The 16,587-nt window shown below is 70.6% G+C and carries 17 protein-coding genes and 5 tRNA genes; 8 read left to right on the top strand and 14 right to left on the bottom strand.

Annotation, left to right across the window (positions count from 1 at the left end):
- Window positions 1-39 precede the first annotated feature (39 nt).
- Both cofC and BU52_RS13630 read left to right on the top strand, forming a co-directional pair.
- Window positions 40-678 (top strand): 2-phospho-L-lactate guanylyltransferase, encoded by a 639-nt coding sequence (gene cofC / locus BU52_RS13635; protein ID WP_037933225.1) that lies wholly within the window; start codon window positions 40-42, stop codon window positions 676-678.
- A 9-nt stretch (window positions 679-687) separates the two neighbouring features.
- Window positions 688-891 carry a hypothetical protein gene (locus BU52_RS13630; protein ID WP_037933223.1) on the top strand — a complete coding sequence of 68 codons (204 nt, stop codon included), beginning with the start codon at window positions 688-690 and terminating at the stop codon, window positions 889-891.
- A 104-nt stretch (window positions 892-995) separates the two neighbouring features.
- On the opposite strand, the gene BU52_RS13625 is transcribed toward BU52_RS13630, so the two are convergent.
- The 4 genes from BU52_RS13625 to leuC form a co-directional block, all read right to left on the bottom strand.
- Entirely contained in the window at window positions 996-1,634 is a 639-nt protein-coding gene (locus tag BU52_RS13625; RefSeq protein ID WP_037933221.1) for an HU family DNA-binding protein, read from the bottom strand.
- Between the two features lie 134 nt (window positions 1,635-1,768).
- A complete protein-coding gene (locus tag BU52_RS13620) occupies window positions 1,769-1,999 on the bottom strand; it encodes an SCO5555 family protein (protein WP_037933219.1) in 231 nt (76 codons plus the stop codon).
- Between the two features lie 277 nt (window positions 2,000-2,276).
- Entirely contained in the window at window positions 2,277-2,870 is a 594-nt protein-coding gene (leuD, locus tag BU52_RS13615) for a 3-isopropylmalate dehydratase small subunit (RefSeq protein WP_037933218.1), read from the bottom strand.
- A gap of 6 nt (window positions 2,871-2,876) precedes the next feature.
- Window positions 2,877-4,307: a 3-isopropylmalate dehydratase large subunit gene (leuC, locus tag BU52_RS13610; RefSeq protein ID WP_037933217.1), complete on the bottom strand. Its 1,431-nt coding sequence runs from the start codon at window positions 4,305-4,307 to the stop codon at window positions 2,877-2,879.
- Window positions 4,308-4,502: 195 nt separating this feature from the next.
- On the opposite strand from leuC, the gene ndgR reads away from it, so the two are divergent.
- Window positions 4,503-5,216, top strand: coding sequence for an IclR family transcriptional regulator NdgR (gene ndgR, locus BU52_RS13605; RefSeq protein ID WP_004924944.1), 714 nt, complete (start codon window positions 4,503-4,505; stop codon window positions 5,214-5,216).
- Window positions 5,217-5,277: 61 nt separating this feature from the next.
- Here the strand turns inward: ndgR and BU52_RS13600 are convergent, their stop codons facing one another.
- Window positions 5,278-5,811, bottom strand: coding sequence for a DUF4188 domain-containing protein (locus tag BU52_RS13600; protein WP_037933215.1), 534 nt, complete (start codon window positions 5,809-5,811; stop codon window positions 5,278-5,280).
- 87 nt (window positions 5,812-5,898) lie between these two features.
- On the opposite strand from BU52_RS13600, the gene BU52_RS13595 reads away from it, so the two are divergent.
- A complete protein-coding gene (locus BU52_RS13595) occupies window positions 5,899-6,543 on the top strand; it encodes a MerR family transcriptional regulator (RefSeq protein WP_037933213.1) in 645 nt (214 codons plus the stop codon).
- 49 nt (window positions 6,544-6,592) lie between these two features.
- Here the strand turns inward: BU52_RS13595 and BU52_RS13590 are convergent.
- The 9 genes from BU52_RS13590 to BU52_RS13550 all read right to left on the bottom strand — a co-directional run bounded on the left by BU52_RS13590 (window position 6,593) and on the right by BU52_RS13550 (window position 10,623).
- Window positions 6,593-6,665, bottom strand: a tRNA-Glu gene (locus BU52_RS13590).
- A gap of 27 nt (window positions 6,666-6,692) precedes the next feature.
- A tRNA-Gln gene (locus BU52_RS13585) sits at window positions 6,693-6,764 on the bottom strand.
- 21 nt (window positions 6,765-6,785) lie between these two features.
- Window positions 6,786-6,858, bottom strand: a tRNA-Glu gene (locus BU52_RS13580).
- Between the two features lie 62 nt (window positions 6,859-6,920).
- Window positions 6,921-6,993, bottom strand: a tRNA-Glu gene (locus tag BU52_RS13575).
- 39 nt (window positions 6,994-7,032) lie between these two features.
- Window positions 7,033-7,104: transfer RNA gene (locus BU52_RS13570), tRNA-Gln, on the bottom strand.
- Between the two features lie 91 nt (window positions 7,105-7,195).
- Window positions 7,196-7,927, bottom strand: a complete 732-nt coding sequence (locus BU52_RS13565) for an HAD family hydrolase (RefSeq protein WP_037933480.1) — start codon at window positions 7,925-7,927, stop codon at window positions 7,196-7,198.
- A 74-nt stretch (window positions 7,928-8,001) separates the two neighbouring features.
- Window positions 8,002-9,486 carry a glutamate--tRNA ligase gene (gltX, locus tag BU52_RS13560; protein WP_037933210.1) on the bottom strand — a complete coding sequence of 495 codons (1,485 nt, stop codon included), beginning with the start codon at window positions 9,484-9,486 and terminating at the stop codon, window positions 8,002-8,004.
- Window positions 9,479-10,264, bottom strand: a complete 786-nt coding sequence (locus tag BU52_RS13555) for a fumarylacetoacetate hydrolase family protein (protein WP_037933207.1) — start codon at window positions 10,262-10,264, stop codon at window positions 9,479-9,481. The genes gltX and BU52_RS13555 overlap by 8 nt, the downstream gene beginning before the upstream one ends.
- A gap of 170 nt (window positions 10,265-10,434) precedes the next feature.
- Window positions 10,435-10,623 carry a hypothetical protein gene (locus BU52_RS13550; RefSeq protein WP_037933205.1) on the bottom strand — a complete coding sequence of 63 codons (189 nt, stop codon included), beginning with the start codon at window positions 10,621-10,623 and terminating at the stop codon, window positions 10,435-10,437.
- 606 nt (window positions 10,624-11,229) lie between these two features.
- Between BU52_RS13550 and BU52_RS13545 the strand changes: the two genes are divergently transcribed.
- The 4 genes from BU52_RS13545 to BU52_RS13530 all read left to right on the top strand — a co-directional run bounded on the left by BU52_RS13545 (window position 11,230) and on the right by BU52_RS13530 (window position 16,501).
- Complete coding sequence (locus tag BU52_RS13545) at window positions 11,230-15,000, top strand: sensor histidine kinase (protein WP_037933202.1); 3,771 nt, start codon at window positions 11,230-11,232, stop codon at window positions 14,998-15,000.
- A gap of 9 nt (window positions 15,001-15,009) precedes the next feature.
- Window positions 15,010-15,423, top strand: coding sequence for a roadblock/LC7 domain-containing protein (locus BU52_RS13540; RefSeq protein WP_037933198.1), 414 nt, complete (start codon window positions 15,010-15,012; stop codon window positions 15,421-15,423).
- 111 nt (window positions 15,424-15,534) lie between these two features.
- Entirely contained in the window at window positions 15,535-15,930 is a 396-nt protein-coding gene (locus BU52_RS13535) for a DUF742 domain-containing protein (protein ID WP_004924977.1), read from the top strand.
- Window positions 15,911-16,501 (top strand): GTP-binding protein, encoded by a 591-nt coding sequence (locus tag BU52_RS13530; RefSeq protein WP_037933193.1) that lies wholly within the window; start codon window positions 15,911-15,913, stop codon window positions 16,499-16,501. Before BU52_RS13535 ends, BU52_RS13530 begins: the two co-directional genes overlap by 20 nt.
- Window positions 16,502-16,587 lie beyond the last annotated feature (86 nt).

Genomic DNA, 16,587 nt, shown 5'->3' with positions numbered 1-16,587 from the left:
GGGGGACAATGGCCGCGACAAGAGAGGGACGCAACACTCGTGCAGTGGACCTTGGTGGTACCCCTGAAGCCGCTGGCCGAGGCCAAGAGCAGGCTGTCGGACACGGCCGGCGACGGCCTTCGCCCGGGCCTCGCGCTCGCGTTCGCGCAGGACACGGTGGCCGCCGCGCTGGAATGCCCGGCGGTGCGGGACGTGGTGGTCGTCACGAACGACGCCCTGGCCGCCCGCGAGCTGGCCGCGCTGGGCGCCGGAATCGTTCCCGACCAGCCGCGCGGCGGCCTGAACGCGGCTCTCGCCCATGCCGCGGCCACGGTGGGCTCCGCACGGCACGCGGCCTCCGTGGCGGCCCTCAACGCGGATCTGCCGGCCCTCCGCCCGGCGGAACTGGCCCGCGTTCTCGACGCGGCGGCCGCGTATCCGCGCGCGTTCCTCGCCGATGCCGCCGCACTCGGCACGACGTTGCTGGCGGCGGGCCGGGGCCGGGAACTGCGCCCCTTCTTCGGGCCCGGGTCCCGGGCCCGGCACCGGGCGTCCGGAGCGGTGGAACTCTGCCTGGAGGCGGTGGATTCCGTGCGGCAGGACGTGGACACCGGGGACGAGCTGCGGGCGGCGCTGGCCCTCGGGGTGGGCCCCCGCACGGCCGCGGTCGCCGCGCGGTTGCTGATGGCGGAGCAGTAGGCTGCCGGCATGCAGGCCACCGCGTACACCTACGACCCCGACAGCCGCAGCGGTCAGGTGCTTCTGGACGACGGCACCCCGGTGCCCTTCGACGCCCCGGCGTTCGACGCGGGGGGTCTGAGGCTCCTGCGTCCCGGGCAGCGGGTGCGCGTGGAGACCGAGGGCGAGGGCGAGGCCCGGCGGATCACGCTGGTGACGCTCCAGACGTTCTGACCACCCCGGCGCCCCGCCCTGCCGGACACACCGCGGGCCGGACTCCCCGAGGAGTCCGGCCCGGCGCGTGAGAACCGCTTGCCCGAGGGGGCGGGAGAAGCTCGTTACTTCTTGCGTGTGGTGGTCTTCTTCGCGGTGGTCTTGCGCGCGGTCGACTTCTTGGCGGGGGCCTTCGTGGCCGTCGCCTTCTTCGCGGGGGCCTTCTTGGCGGTCGTCTTCTTCGCGGCGGTGGTCTTCGCCGTCGCCGCGGTCTTGGCGGGCGCCTTCTTGGCCGTGGCGGTCTTCTTCGCCGCCGTCTTGGTGGCGGCCTTCTTCGCGGTCGTCTTCTTGGCGGCCGTCTTCGCCGTGGTCGCCTTCTTCGCCGTGGTCTTCTTGGCCGCGGCCTTCTTCACCGTCGCCGAAGCTCCTCCGGTCAGGCTGCCCTTGGGTGCCTTCTTGACCGAGACCTCACCGCCGCGCGGCAGCTTCTTGGAGCCGCTCACCAGGTCCTTGAAGCCCTGACCTGCACGGAAGCGCGGAACGGAGGTCTTCTTGACTCGAACCCGCTCGCCCGTCTGGGGGTTGCGGGCGTAGCGCGCCGGGCGGTCGACCTTCTCGAACGAACCGAAGCCGGTGACCGAGACCCGCTCACCCGCGACGACCGCGCGGACGATGGCGTCCAGTACGTGGTCGACGGCGTCGGCGGCCTGCTGGCGGCCGCCCACCTTGTCGGCAATCGCTTCTACGAGCTGCGCCTTGTTCACGTCTTCCCCTTCGGAGACATCGCCAGAACGAAAGTGTTCAAGCTTTTCGCACGTTAGGCAGATATATACCGCAAATCAAACACGAAACGGGCTAATCACCCTTGTGCCGCAACGAACTCGACTGTCTCGACTGTTCAGCGTTCCTCTTCGGGGAATCGACCCGCGTCGAGGTCCGCGGTGAACCGCTCCAGACGCCTTGCCGCACCGGCGAGATCGTGCTTGGCCGCGGCCGTAATGACCAGCAGCTTCCGGGCCAGCGCCATCCGTACGCCCTCCGGGACTTGCAGTGCGCGCACTCTTGCGTGCGCTTCTTTGAGCTGGACCGCGACCGCCGCATAGAGCTGGAGTTGGCCGTCGCGTCCCATGCACAGATTGTGCCATCTGGGGCGAGTTGTCGCCTGCCCAGGGGGCAACTACCGCGCCGGACGGCCGTCCGCGCACCTGCGGAGATCACGCGCACGTGACACGTGTACCCCGGCAACCACCTTCATAACGTGGCAAGTTGAGGGGCCTCAAGAGGGCACGCGGGGCCGAACGGGTGCCGACACGGCCGTACCCCCGATCGGGCCGATCGGGGGTACGGGTGGGGTGATGCGGTGGCCGAAAGTCGACGTCTCGCGAGGACTTCGGCCGGGGCGCGGGTCAGACCGTGAGCGTCCTCGGCTTGAACGAGGGGCGCTTCGCCTCGTACGCGGCGATGTCCGCCTCGTTCTGCAGCGTGATGGAGATGTCGTCCAGCCCGTTCAGCAGCCGCCAGCGCGAGTTCTCGTCGAGCTCGAAGGAGGCGGTGATGCCGTCGGCGCGTACCTCGCGGGCCTCGAGGTCAACGGTGATCTCGGCGGTGGGGTCCGCCTCCGTGAGCTCCCACAGCGCGTCCACGATCTTCTGGTCGAGGACGACCGTCAGCAGCCCGTTCTTCAGCGAGTTGCCGCGGAAGATGTCGGCGAAGCGGGAGGAGATCACGGTCTTGAAGCCGTAGTTCTGCAGCGCCCAGACGGCGTGCTCGCGGGAGGAGCCGGTACCGAAGTCGGGGCCGGCGACCAGCACCGTGGCGCCCTCGCGCTCCGGGCGGTTGAGCACGAACCGCGGGTCCTTGCGCCAGGCCTCGAACAGCCCGTCCTCGAACCCGTCCCGTGTCACCTTCTTGAGCCAGTGGGCGGGGATGATCTGGTCGGTGTCGACGTTGCTGCGGCGCAGCGGGACGGCCCGGCCGGTGTGCGTGGTGAATGCTTCCATGACTGATCAGACTCCAGCGGGCGTACGGGCGTCGGCTGCGGCGAGGTCGGCCGGGGAGGCCAGGTGACCGAGGACCGCCGTGGCGGCGGCGACCTGCGGGGACACCAGGTGGGTACGGCCGCCCTTGCCCTGCCGGCCCTCGAAGTTGCGGTTGGAGGTGGAGGCGGAGCGCTCACCGGGGGCGAGCTGGTCGGGGTTCATGCCCAGGCACATGGAGCAGCCCGCGTGCCGCCACTCGGCGCCGGCTTCCTTGAAGACCACGTCCAGGCCCTCGGAGACGGCCTGCAGACCCACGCGCGCCGAGCCGGGGACGACCAGCATCCGTACGCCGTCGGCGACTTTGCGGCCCTTGATGACGTCCGCGGCGGCACGCAGGTCCTCGATGCGGCCGTTGGTGCACGAACCTACGAAGACGGTGTCCACGTTGATCGAGCGCAGCTCCTGGCCGGCCTCCAACCCCATGTACTCCAGGGCCTTTTCGGCGGCGAGCCGCTCCGAGGCGTCGTCGTACGAAGCCGGGTCGGGGACGGAGGCGGACAGCGGAGCACCCTGGCCCGGGTTGGTGCCCCAGGTGACGAACGGCGACAGCTCGGCCGCCTCGATGACGACCTCGGCGTCGAACTCCGCGTCGTCGTCGGACCTCAGCGTCTTCCAGTAGGCGACGGCCGCGTCCCAGTCCTCGCCCTTCGGGGCGTGCGGACGGCCCTCGAGGTAGGCGAACGTCGTCTCGTCCGGGGCGATCATGCCCGCACGGGCGCCGGCCTCGATCGACATGTTGCAGATGGTCATCCGGGCCTCCATCGAGAGCTTCTCGACGGCCTCGCCGCGGTACTCCAGGACGTAGCCCTGGCCGCCGCCCGTGCCGATCCGCGCGATGATCGCGAGGATCAGGTCCTTGGCCGTGACGCCCTCGGGCAGTTCGCCGTTGACCGTGATCGCCATGGTCTTCGGGCGGGCCATCGGCAGCGTCTGGGTGGCCAGGACGTGCTCGACCTGCGAGGTGCCGATGCCGAACGCCAGCCCGCCGAAGGCACCGTGCGTGGAGGTGTGCGAGTCGCCGCAGACGACGGTCATGCCGGGCTGGGTCAGACCGAGCTGCGGGCCGACGACGTGGACGACGCCCTGCTCGACGTCGCCCAGGGGGTGCAGCCGGACGCCGAACTCGGCGCAGTTCTCGCGCAGCGTCTCCAGCTGGACCCGGGAGACCGGGTCGGCGATCGGCTTGTCGATGTCGAGGGTGGGGGTGTTGTGGTCCTCGGTGGCGATGGTGAGGTCGAGACGGCGCACCGGGCGGCCGTTCTTGCGGAGGCCGTCGAAGGCCTGCGGGCTGGTCACCTCGTGCAGCAGGTGCAGATCGATGAAGAGGAGGTCGGGCTCGCCCTCGGCGCGCCGGACGACGTGGTCGTCCCAGACCTTCTCCGCGAGTGTCCTACCCATCGCTTTCCCTCCGGCCGGCAAGTGGTGCGCCGGCCCAACTAGATCTGTGGGGAGACGGCGCCCGCACCCCTGATCCCGGGCGTCCGCCGCCAGGCCCGGTGGTCCACGGGCCGCGTTGCTTCCGTACGTCCAGAGTGGCGGGTTCCACGGAAAATTGAACTTGCGTTTCACAGAGTGAGACGCAAGTATCGTTGCATGGACAACAGTAGCGGCGTCGGCGTTCTGGACAAGGCGGCCCTCGTCCTGAGCGCTCTGGAGTCCGGTCCGGCCACCCTCGCGGGGTTGGTCGGGGCCACCGGACTGGCACGACCCACGGCCCACCGCCTGGCCGTGGCGCTGGAACACCACCGCATGGTGGCGCGCGACATGCAGGGCCGCTTCATTCTCGGCCCGCGGCTGGCCGAACTGGCCGCGGCGGCGGGCGAGGACCGGCTGCTCGCGACGGCGGGCCCGGTCCTCACCCACCTGCGCGACGTGACCGGCGAGAGCGCCCAGCTCTACCGCCGCCAGGGCGACATGCGCATCTGCGTCGCCGCGGCGGAGCGGCTCTCCGGTCTCAGGGACACGGTGCCGGTGGGCTCCACGCTCACGATGAAAGCCGGTTCCTCGGCGCAGATCCTGATGGCCTGGGAGGAGCCCGAGCGGCTGCACCGCGGCCTGCAGGGTGCCCGGTTCACCGCGACCGCCCTGTCGGGCGTTCGGCGCCGTGGCTGGGCCCAGTCGATCGGCGAGCGCGAGCCGGGCGTGGCGTCCGTGTCGGCGCCGGTGCGCGGCCCGTCGAACCGCGTGGTGGCCGCCGTTTCCGTCTCCGGCCCCATCGAGCGGCTGACCCGGCACCCCGGCCGCATGCACGCCCAGGCCGTCATCGACGCCGCCGGCCGCCTCTCCGAGGCGCTGCGCCGCTCCTGAAAGTCCGCCCGTCGGCCGGGAACGGGCCCGCCTCAACGCCGCGGCGGGTCCTCCCCCGGCTTCACGCGCCGTCGGCCCTCGCCGGCGGCGCCTCCTTCTCCGGCCGGTACGCGAACCTGTCCTTCGCGCGCCGGCCGCGCCGCTCCAGCGGCGTCCGCCCGTGCGCGGCCGCGAGCCCGAACGCCGGCATGTCGGCGTAGATCGACTCGTAGGACCCCTGCGGCACCACGTACGTCTCGTGCCACAGCCCCACGTGCCCACGTACCTTCCCCGACCGCTCCTTGCGGTTGATGAACGTCCACGCCGTGTGGTGGAACGTGTCGGGAGCGTGAGCGTAGGCGTGGAGCTTCTCCTTGGACTCCCAGTACTGGACGACGCAGTACGTCCGCGGCGAGGCGGTGAGCAGCACGTGGCCGAGGAGCCCGCGCTCCGGCTGCCTGCCCAGCTCCCGCAGCATGCGCGGCATGGACAGCAGGACCGGAAGCCAGTGGTGCACCGCCCAGAAGCGGTTGATCCGCATGCCGATCAGCAGGACGACGACGTCCCCCTCGGCCGCCGCGGTCGTGCGCTCGGCGACGGCGAACCTGCGCGACATCACTCTTTCCCCCGATCCGTAGGGTGGACGAGCGGTGCTCTCGGGCACTGCTTGGATAGTCTCGCTATCCCAGGAAGGGCGCAAGAGGTGCGGCTGGCGGAACTGAGCGAACGCAGCGGTGTGTCGACCGCGACGATCAAGTACTACCTGCGGGAAGGACTGTTGCCCCCGGGTCACCGGGTCACCGCGACCACGGCCGAGTACGACGCGGGGCATCTGCGCCGGCTGCGTCTGGTACGGGCCCTGATCCAGGTGGGAGGCGTTCCGGTGGCGACGGCGCGCGAGGTGCTGGGGCACGTGGACGACGAGTCACTGGGCCGCACCGTCCGTCTGGGCGCGGCGTTGTGGGCGCTGCCGCACGCCCCCGAGCCGGACGAGGACGATCCCGCGGTCGTGGCAGCCCGCGCGGAGGTGGACCGGCTGCTGGAGTCGCTGGGCTGGGAGACCGCCCGTGAGCTCGCCCCGCTCTCCCCCGTGCACCGCTCGCTGGTGGTGGCGGTGGCCACGCTGCGCCGGCTCGGCTATCTGTGGGACGCCGAACTGATGGCTCCGTACGGGGAGCTGATGCACCAGGTCGCGCGCCGGCAGCTCGACTTCATGGAGACACACGCCTCACCGACGGAGCAGGTGGAACTGGCGGTGGCGTCCGCGGTGCTCTTCGAGCCCGTCCTGCGGGCGCTCCACCGGCTGGCACAGGAGGAGGAGTCGGCGCGACGGTACGGGATCGAGTGAGCGCGACAGCACGGAAGCCCCCCACCGAAGTGGAGGGCTTCCGTCGACGTACCCCCGACCGGATTCGAACCGGCGCTACCGCCTTGAGAGGGCGGCGTGCTAGGCCGCTACACAACGGGGGCTCGGATCACGCGTTTCCGCAGATCCTGCTGGTCTACCTGGACTCGAACCAAGACTAACTGAACCAGAATCAGTCGTGCTGCCAATTACACCATAGACCAATGATGGTTTAGACCAGTCAGTACCCCCGACCGGATTCGAACCGGCGCTACCGCCTTGAGAGGGCGGCGTGCTAGGCCGCTACACAACGGGGGCCCTAGCGATCCTGCATCGAGATCAGCGGGAGCTACCCTGACCGTCCTCGCGGGAAGGATCTGTACCCCCGACCGGATTCGAACCGGCGCTACTGCCTTGAGAGGGCAGCGTGCTAGGCCGCTACACAACGGGGGCTTGCGGATGTGATCCGCGGGTGCAGATGAGCTCTGCGAGCTGGCCTACCTGGACTCGAACCAAGACTAACTGAACCAGAATCAGTCGTGCTGCCAATTACACCATAGGCCACTGGAACGCAAGCCCCTGAGGGGTTCTTGTTCTAGTTCTGCGCTTCGAGGCTCCGGCCTTCCGGCCCGCTCCCCGCGGCGCAGGAAGAACATTACCCGAAGGTGGACGGGGCTCCAAAACGAGTATCGCCGCGCAGCAGCGAGGGGAGTTCGGCGAGCGAGGCGATACGGCGCGGCCCCACGGGCGGCTCGACGGTCGCGTAGACGCCGCCGCGGTCGATCCAGACCGACAGCAGCCCGGCGTCTGCCGCGCCCCGGCCGTCGATCTCCGGGTGGTCCCCGACGTACGCCACCTGGTCCGGGGGCAGGGCCAGCGCGTCGCAGGCGGCGAGGAAGGCGCCGGCCTCGGGCTTGGAGACGCCCAGTTCGGCGGCGCACAGGATGGCCTCGAAGCGGTCGTGCACGCCGAGGACGCGGAGCTTGCGGTCCTGGACCGAAAGGCTGGAATTGGAGAGCACCGCATGGCGGTGACTGGCGGCGAGGGCGTCCAGGACGGGCAGCACGTCCGGGAAGAGACTCCAGGCCGACTCGTAGTGCGCGACGTAGCGCCGGAACCACTCGTCCGCCTCGGCGTCGGTCATCCCCCGCCCCAGGAAGACCCGGGTGCGGTCGCGCCGCTGCGTCTCGAAGTCCACCTCGCCGGCGGCGAACCGCGCCCACTGGAATTCGGTGACCTCCCGCCAGCGCGTCAGCGCCTCCTCCACGGAGGAGTACCCGGCGAGCAGCCCCTCGGCCACCAGATGCGCCCGCATGCCCTCACGGTCGGCGGTGGTGTAGTCGAACAGCGTGTCGTCCACGTCCCAGACAACGGCTCGGATCGCCATGGGACCGACGGTACCCAAAACGGCGAGAAGCGGCGCCCGGATGCTCCCGGGCGCCGCCCCTCACTGCGGGTGACCTACGCGGCGAGCCTCGCCAGGGCCGCGTCGATGCGGGCCAGCGTCTTCTCCCGGCCCAGTACCTCGAGGGACTCGAAGAGCGGCAGGCCGACCGTGCGGCCGGTGACGGCGACGCGGACCGGGGCCTGGGCCTTGCCGAGCTTGAGGCCGTGGGCCTCGCCGGCGGCCAGGACGGCCTCCTTGAGGGACTCGGGGGACGTCCAGTCGGCCGCGTCCAGCTTCTCGCGGGCCGTGCGGAGCAGGGCGTCCGAGCCCTCCTTCATCGCCTTGTTCCAGGAGGCCTCGTCGAAGACCGGCTCCGGCAGGAAGAGGAAGTCGACGTTGTCCGTGATCTCCGAGAGGACCTTGAGGCGGGTCTGCGCGTGCGGGGCGACGGCCTGCCACTTGGTCTCGTCGAAGGCCTCCGGCGCCCAGGGCGCGAAGGGGGCCCTGAGCCAGGGTGCGCAGCGCTCGGTGAAGTCCTTCACGTCGAGCATGCGGATGTGGTCGCCGTTGATCGCCTCGCACTTCTTCAGGTCGAAGCGGGCCGGGTTCGGCTGCACGTCGGCGACGTCGAAGGCGGCGACCATCTCGTCGATGGTGAAGACGTCCTGGTCGGCGGAGAGCGACCAGCCGAGGAGGGAGAGGTAGTTGAGCAGGCCCTCGGGCAGGAAGCCGCGCTCGCGGTAGAGATTGAGCGAGGACTGCGGGTCGCGCTTGGAGAGCTTCTTGTTCCCCTCGCCCATGACGTAGGGCAGGTGACCGAAGGCGGGGACCTCCTTGGCGACGCCCAGCTCGATCAACGCCCTGTACAGGGCGATCTGGCGCGGGGTGGAGGAGAGCAGGTCCTCGCCGCGCAGGACGTGGGTGATCTCCATCAAGGCGTCGTCGACCGGGTTGACCAGCGTGTACAGCGGGGCGCCGTTGGCGCGCACGATGCCGTAGTCCGGGACGTTCTCCGGGGTGAAGGTCAGCTCGCCGCGGACCAGGTCGGTGAAGGTGATCGTCTCGTCAGGCATCCGGAAGCGGACGATCGGCTCGCGGCCCTGGGCCTCGTACTCCTCGACCTGGACGTCGGTCAGCTCGCGGCAGTGGCCGTCGTACCCCGAGGGCTTCCCGGCGGCGCGGGCGGCCTCGCGGCGGGTGTCGAGCTCCTCCTGGGAGCAGTAGCAGCGGTAGGCGTGACCGGCCTCCAGCAGCTTGCGCGCGACGTCCTGGTAGATGTCCATGCGCTGCGACTGGCGGTACGGGGCGTGGGGGCCGCCGACCTCGGGGCCCTCGTCCCAGTCGAAGCCGAGCCAGCGCATCGAGTCGAGCAGCTGGGCGTAGGACTCCTCGGAGTCGCGGGCCGCGTCGGTGTCCTCGATGCGGAAGACGAGGGTGCCCTGGTGGTGCTTGGCGAACGCCCAGTTGAACAGGGCGGTGCGGACCAGGCCCACATGGGGGTTACCGGTGGGCGACGGGCAGAAACGGACGCGTACGGGGGAGCCGGGTGCGCTAGCCACGCTTGACAACCTTGTTGGTGAGAGTGCCGATGCCTTCGATGGTGACGGCGACCTCGTCGCCGACGTTGAGGGGGCCGACCCCAGCCGGGGTGCCCGTGAGGATGACGTCGCCCGGGAGCAGGGTCATGGCCTCGGAGATGTTGACGATCAGATCCTCGATGGGGTGGGTCATCTCGCTGGTGCGGCCGAGCTGCCGCTGGGCGCCGTTGACCGTGAGCTGGACGGTCAGGTCGTTCGCGGCGGCGACGTCCAGGTCCGTCTCCACCCAGGGACCGAGCGGGCAGGAGGTGTCGAAGCCCTTGGCCCGGGCCCACTGCTTCTCGCGCTTCTGGACGTCGCGCGCGGTGACGTCGTTGGCGCAGGTGTAGCCGAAGATCACGTCCTTGACGCGCTCGCGCGGGACCTCACGGCACAGCCGGCCGATGACCACGGCCAGCTCGGCCTCGTGGTGGACCTCCTGGGAGAAGGAGGGGTACTGGATCTCGTCGCCGGGGCCGATCACCGAGGTGGACGGCTTGAAGAAGGCGAAGGGGGCGTCGGGCACCTCGTTGCCCATCTCCTTCGCGTGGTCGGCGTAGTTGCGGCCGAAGGCGACCACCTTGCTGGGGAGCACCGGGGGCAGCAGCCTGACCCTGCTCAGCGGGACCTTGGTGCCGGAGAGCTCGAAGTCCGCGAACGGGATGCCCTTGATGATGTCCAGGACGAGTTCGTCCTGCTTCTCACCCTCGACCGCCCCGAAGGCGACGTTCCCGTCGATGGAGAATCTGGCGATGCGCACGGGATGCTTGTCCCCTTGACCGATCGGCTGGAGTCTGACGCTCCAGGCTAACGCGCAGGTGTCCCGGCCTCACGCAACAACGAGGGGCGCCCCCGTCGTCCCGGGGGCGCCCCTCGTTCCCGCGCGGTGGGCCTTGAGCGTTTCGCGGCCGGCGCGCGTATGGACCGGTGTCAGTTCGCGGCGCCCGCCGCGACCGGGATCTCCATGAGGACGGTGCGCTTGGGGTTGGCAGTCTGGGCCGGGAGTTCGACGGGATGCTCCTGCTGGACCGGCGTCTGCAGATCGTCGGCGCCGTCGAGGTGTGCCAGCGTCGTGCGCCGCGGGTTGGCGATCTTGTGGAACATCGTCGTCGTCTTCACTGTTTACTTGACCCTGTCCTGTTCACGGGCGCCCGCCGACGGGTCGAGGACCCTGAGCGGGCGCGGCTTGTCGGTTTTGCCATCCCTGTAAAGCGTCAGGCTAAACATGCAATTCCCCGCCGACCGGGCCCGAAGGCCACGATCTCGGTGTGAGTTTGCTCACTGATCAAGGGGAAAATGGGGTAATTCGGGCCCCGTCCCCGCCCTGCGGAATCGGACATTCACCCCCTGAAGGCACCATTCCGCTCCTGATCATGTCGACTGGGACACCTGCCCCGTCCGGGCGATTCACCCGCATGTGCCCGTTATCGACGAGATCAGTTTCCACCCCGGGTGACTCGTCACTCACGCCGTGTCACGTATCTCACGCGTAAGGCCACGGGCCTTGTTGGAGATCCTGCACTGTGCTGGAATTCCACGGACCGCCGCAGGGATCGAGCCGGCGCACAGGGGGCGCACAGACGCGCCGAGTGGCGGCCGAGAAGGGGGAGCCAGCGCCGGTCACTCACGACCACCACGGGGGCGTATTCAGGGCGCCCCTATGACGCCGACACCGTGCCTCGCCGTTCACGCGGAGAGGTGCCTGGTTCAGAGGTTGCGACGCTAGTGCAGGGACGTTTCAAGAGGGATGGCAGCGGTTCGGCGGAGCCGGAGCCGCAGGGCGGGACTGGCCCCAAGGCCGTCAGCTCCTCGCCCCAGCACGCCCAGAACCAGGGCCCGAACGCGCCCGGGAACAACAGCGAACGCCCCGGAGCCTCCGCGCCGAAGGCGTCGGCCCCGGCACCGGCCGCTCCCCAGGGTCCGACCGGCCCCGGATCGCGCGTGGCACTGCGGAACTGGCGCATCTCGACCCGTCTGGTGTCGCTGCTCGCCCTGCCGGTGGTCGCGGCCACCTCGCTCGGCGCGCTGCGTATCCAGCAGTCGATGGACGACATCCAGCAGCTCGACAACATGAAGCTGCTGACGGACATGACCAAGCAGGCCACCGAACTGGCCCACGCGCTCCAGGAGGAGCGCGACCAGTCGGCCGGTCCGCTGGCGCACGGCGGCAAGGGCACGGACTTCTCGGTCAAGGGCTACCGCGAGAAGACCGACCGCGCGATGGCGAACTTCCTCGACAGCTCCGAGGAGATCGACGCCGCCAGCAAGGACGGCAACCTCAAGGGCGTCCGCGACAACCTGGTGCAGCTCGCCGGTGACCTGGGCGAACTCGCGAAGATCCGCAACACCGCCTTCCAGACGGAGAAGAACTCCACCCAGACCGTCGAGGGCTACCACCGTCTGATCGAGAACCTGATCGACCTTTCGCAGGACATGGCGGAGGCGACCAGCAACCCCGACATGATCCAGCGCACGCGTGCCCTGGCGTCCTTCTCCTCCGCCAAGGAGTACGCGTCGATCCAGCGCGCGGTCCTCGCCGCGGCGCTGCCCGCCAGCAACACCACCAAGGGCGAGCTCTCCGAGAACGACCGGCTGTACGCCGAGTCGGCACTGGCGAGCCAGAAGTCCGAGACGCGCAGCTTCAAGAGCATCTACGGCGAGGCCTCCGCCGCCGAGCTGCTGCTGCCGATCGAAGAGGGCAACACCACGATCAAGGCCACCGACGAGTACGCCGGCCGTGCGCTGGCCTCGGAGTTCGGCCTCGCCTCCGTCGGCGCCCGGTCCTACCGCGACTGGCTGGACGACAGCTCCACCAAGATCCAGCAGATGAAGAACATCGAGCACTCGCTGCTCGAGGAGATGGAACAGAAGGCCCGTGAGCTGCGCAGCGCCACCGAGCGCGACGCGATCATCTCCGGTGCCCTGATCCTGCTCGTGCTCGGTGTGTCACTGGTCGGCGCCTTCGTCGTGGCCCGCTCCATGATCCGCTCGCTGCGGCGACTGGAGGAGACCGCGACCAAGGTCGCCCAGGAACGTCTGCCCGACCTGGTCAAGCAGCTGTCCGAGGCGGACCCGCAGGACGTCGACACGTCCGTGGAGTCCGTCGGTGTGCACTCCCGGGACGAGATCGGCCGGGTGGCCGCGGCCTTCGACGACGTGCACCGCGAGGCGGTCCGCCTCGCCGCCGAGCAGGCCCTCCTGCGGGGCAACGTCAACGCGATGTTCACCAACCTCTCGCGCCGGTCCCAGGGTCTGATCCAGCGCCAGCTGTCGCTGATCTCCGAGCTGGAGTCCCGCGAGGCCGACCCGGACCAGCTCTCCTCGCTCTTCAAGCTGGACCACCTCGCCACGCGCATGCGCCGTAACGGTGAGAACCTCCTCGTCCTCGCGGGCGAGGAGCCCGGCCGCCGGTGGACCCGCCCGGTCCCCCTGGTCGACGTGCTCCGCGCCGCCGCCTCCGAGGTGGAGCAGTACGAGCGCATCGAGCTGGCCTCCGTGCCGGGCACCGAAGTGGCCGGCCGGGTCGTCAACGACCTCGTGCACCTGCTCGCCGAGCTGCTGGAGAACGCGACCTCGTTCTCCTCCCCGCAGACCAAGGTCAAGGTCACCGGTCACGCGCTGCCCGACGGGCGCGTGCTGATCGAGATACATGACACCGGTATCGGTCTGTCGCCGGAGGACCTGGCGGCGATCAACGAGCGGCTCGCCTCGCCGCCCACCGTGGACGTCTCCGTCTCCCGCCGCATGGGTCTGTTCGTGGTCGGCCGGCTGTCCCAGCGCCACGGCATCCGCATCCAGCTCCGCCCGTCCGACTCCGGTGGTACGACCGCGCTGGTCATGTTGCCCGTCGACGTCGCCCAGGGCGGCAAGAAGCCCCAGGGCAAGCCCGGTCAGCCCGGTACGGGCGGTGGTGGCCCCGCCGCCGCGCAGGCTGCCGCCGGTGCCGCCGGTGCGCGGCGTGCCGCCGGTGCCGGCCAGTCAGGGGGCGGTGCCCTCGGTGCCGGTGCTCCCGGTGGCCGGCTCGGCGCGGCCCAGGGTCCGCGGGCCGCGCTGCCGGGGCAGGACGGCGGTGGCCGGCCCGGTGGCCGGGGAGCGCAGGCTCCCTCCGGCAACCAGGCGCCCTCGCTGTTCGACCAGGGTGCTCCCTCCACCCCACCGCAGGGCCGTCCGGCGCCCGCCGGCTTCGGCTCCCAGGCGCCCGGCGCCCCGCAGGGGACGCAGGCCGCCGCTCCGGCCGGCAAGCAGGACCAGGACGCCTTCGGCGGCGCGCGGGGCCAGGTGCCACCGCAGCGGGGCAACGGCAACGCCGAGCGCGGCCGTCGTCCGCAGCTCCCGCCGCGCGGTGGCGCGCGGCCCGAGCTGCCCGGCGGTGACCAGCAGCAGCCGCGCGTGCCCAGCTGGAGCGACGAGAACGCCCGGCCGCCGGTGCCGCGCGCCTCGCTGGACACCCCGCGCGGGCACGAGGAGCCGGACGTCTCCCGCACCTCGGCCATGCCGCGGTTCGACGACCGGCAAGGTCCCGGCGCCACGGCGGAGATCCCCCGGTTCGACGAGCGCCAGAACACCGGCTCCTACGGTTCCGGCCCGCAGCACACCGGCCAGTACGCCCAGCCCGACGCGAACGGTGCCCAGAACACGGGCCAGTACGCCCAGCCCGACGCGAACAGCGGCCAGAACACGGGCCAGTTCGTCCGCGGCGACATCTTCGGCGCCCCGCAGGGCCGGCCGGGCGGGCAGAACCCGTCCACGACGGGCCAGTTCCCCGCCCCTCAGGGCTTCGACAACAGCTCCACCGGCCAGTACCCGGCGCCGGGCCAGGACAGCGGCTCCACCGGTCAGTACGCGATCCCGGAGCGTCCGGCCGCGGACCCGGCCGTCACCGGCCAGTTCGAGCGTCCGCAGATGAACGGCGCGCACGCCGCCGGCGCCCCGCGTCCGCCGGCGCCTCAGCAGCGGCCGGCCCGCCAGGAGCCCGCTCAGCGGCCCGACGGCGGACGCGAGGCGTCCGACGCGTGGGCACTGCCGCCGGCGACCGGGCCCGGCGACGGCCGTACCCCGCTGTACGACACTCTGGAGACCAACTGGTTCCGGGGTGGCGGCGCGCAGGAGCAGGGCAACGGCCCGGCTCCGGCACCCCAGCAGCCGCAACAGCAGTCCCCCCAGCCGCAGAGCAGCCCCACCGGGCCGCAGCGGTCCTCCTCCACCGCCTGGCGCAGCTCGCCCAACGACGAGCTGGTCCGGCAGGCCGAACGCGTCCGCCAGCCGGCCGCGGGCGGCGTCACCACCTCCGGCCTGCCGCGGCGGGTGCCCAGGGCGAACCTCGTCCCGGGCACGGCTCAGCAGCAGTCGCACCAGAGCGGTCCTCAGGTCTCGCGCGCCCCCGATGACGTGCGCGGCCGGCTGACCAATCTCCGTCGGGGTATCGCACAGGGTCGTCAGGCCGGGTCCACCCAGACCGGCAGCCACCCACGGCCCACTCACCAGCAGGAGCGTTAGTTGAGCCCGATGAGCCAGGCGGCACAGAACCTCAACTGGTTGATCACCAACTTCGTGGACAACACCCCCGGGGTGTCCCACACCGTCGTCGTGTCCGCCGACGGCCTCCTTCTGGCGCTGTCGGAGGGCTTCCCGCGCGACCGCGCGGACCAGCTCGCGGCCGTGGCCTCGGGACTGACGTCGCTGACGGCCGGCGCCTCGCGGATCTTCGAAGGCGGCAACGTCGCCCAGACGGTCGTCGAGATGGAGCGGGGATTCCTCTTCCTCATGTCCGTCTCGGACGGCTCGTCCCTGGCCGTTCTCGCCCACCCCGATTGCGACATCGGCCTCGTCGGCTACGAAATGGCGCTGCTGGTGGACCGCGCCGGTGCGGTTCTCACCCCGGACCTGCGCGCCGAACTACAGGGAAGTCTGCTCCACTGATCGGTTCCGGCACCACCCGTCTCACCAAATCACCGTCCGGCCGCCACACTCCCCCCACCGGCCTCGTCAGACGGCTTGACTGACCGACTTGCTGTCCCGCCCGGAGGATCCATGACCCCGCCCACCGCCTCTCATGATCCGTACGCGGAGCCGTACGAGGACGAGGGCGACCAGCCGCTGGTCCGTCCCTATGCGATGACCGGCGGCCGGACCAGGCCGCGTTATCAGCTGGCCATCGAGGCACTGATCAGTACGACGGCCGACCCGGCAGCGCTCATGGGGCTCCTTCCCGAGCACCAGCGCATCTGCCACCTGTGCCGTGAGGTGAAGTCGGTCGCCGAGGTCTCGGCACTGCTCAACATGCCGCTGGGTGTCGCCCGGATCCTGGTGGCCGACCTGGCGGAGGCGGGACTCGTCGCCGTGCACCAGCCGGGCGGCGACGAGACGACCGGCGCCCCGGACGTGACACTGCTCGAAAGGGTGCTCAGTGGACTTCGCAAGCTCTAGCGGCGGGACGGTCTCCGAGAGCCGCTCCACCACCTCGGCGAAGATCGTGGTGGCGGGTGGCTTCGGCGTGGGCAAGACCACGTTCGTCGGGGCCGTTTCGGAGATCAACCCGCTGCGCACGGAGGCCGTCATGACGTCTGCCTCGGCAGGCATCGACGACCTCACCCACACCGGGGACAAGACCACCACCACGGTGGCCATGGACTTCGGCCGCATCACCCTGGACCAGGACCTGATCCTGTACCTGTTCGGTACGCCCGGTCAGGACCGCTTCTGGTTCATGTGGGACGACCTGGTGCGCGGCGCCATCGGTGCGGTGGTCCTGGTGGACACGCGCCGGCTGGCGGACTGCTTCCCCGCGGTGGACTACTTCGAGAACAGCGGGCTGCCGTTCGTGATCGCGCTGAACGGCTTCGACGGCCAGCAGCCGTACAACCCGGACGAGGTCCGGGAGGCCCTGCAGATCGGGCCCGACGCCCCGATCATCACGACGGACGCCCGGCACCGTGCGGACGCGAAGTCCGCGCTGATCACGCTCGTCGAGCACGCCCTCATGGCGCGTCTCAGGTAGGGCCGCGACAGAAGCGGTGTACCGCGGTTGTCGTAGACGTACCGGGGCCGGCTGTGTCCTTTGACACCGCCGGCTCCGGTGTTCAT

Origin of the sequence: Streptomyces toyocaensis, from assembly GCF_000725125.1 — a bacterium.
GTDB lineage: Bacteria > Actinomycetota > Actinomycetes > Streptomycetales > Streptomycetaceae > Streptomyces > Streptomyces toyocaensis.
Note: the sequence above shows the minus strand (reverse complement) of the source record. Positions and strands in the feature narration are given on the sequence as shown.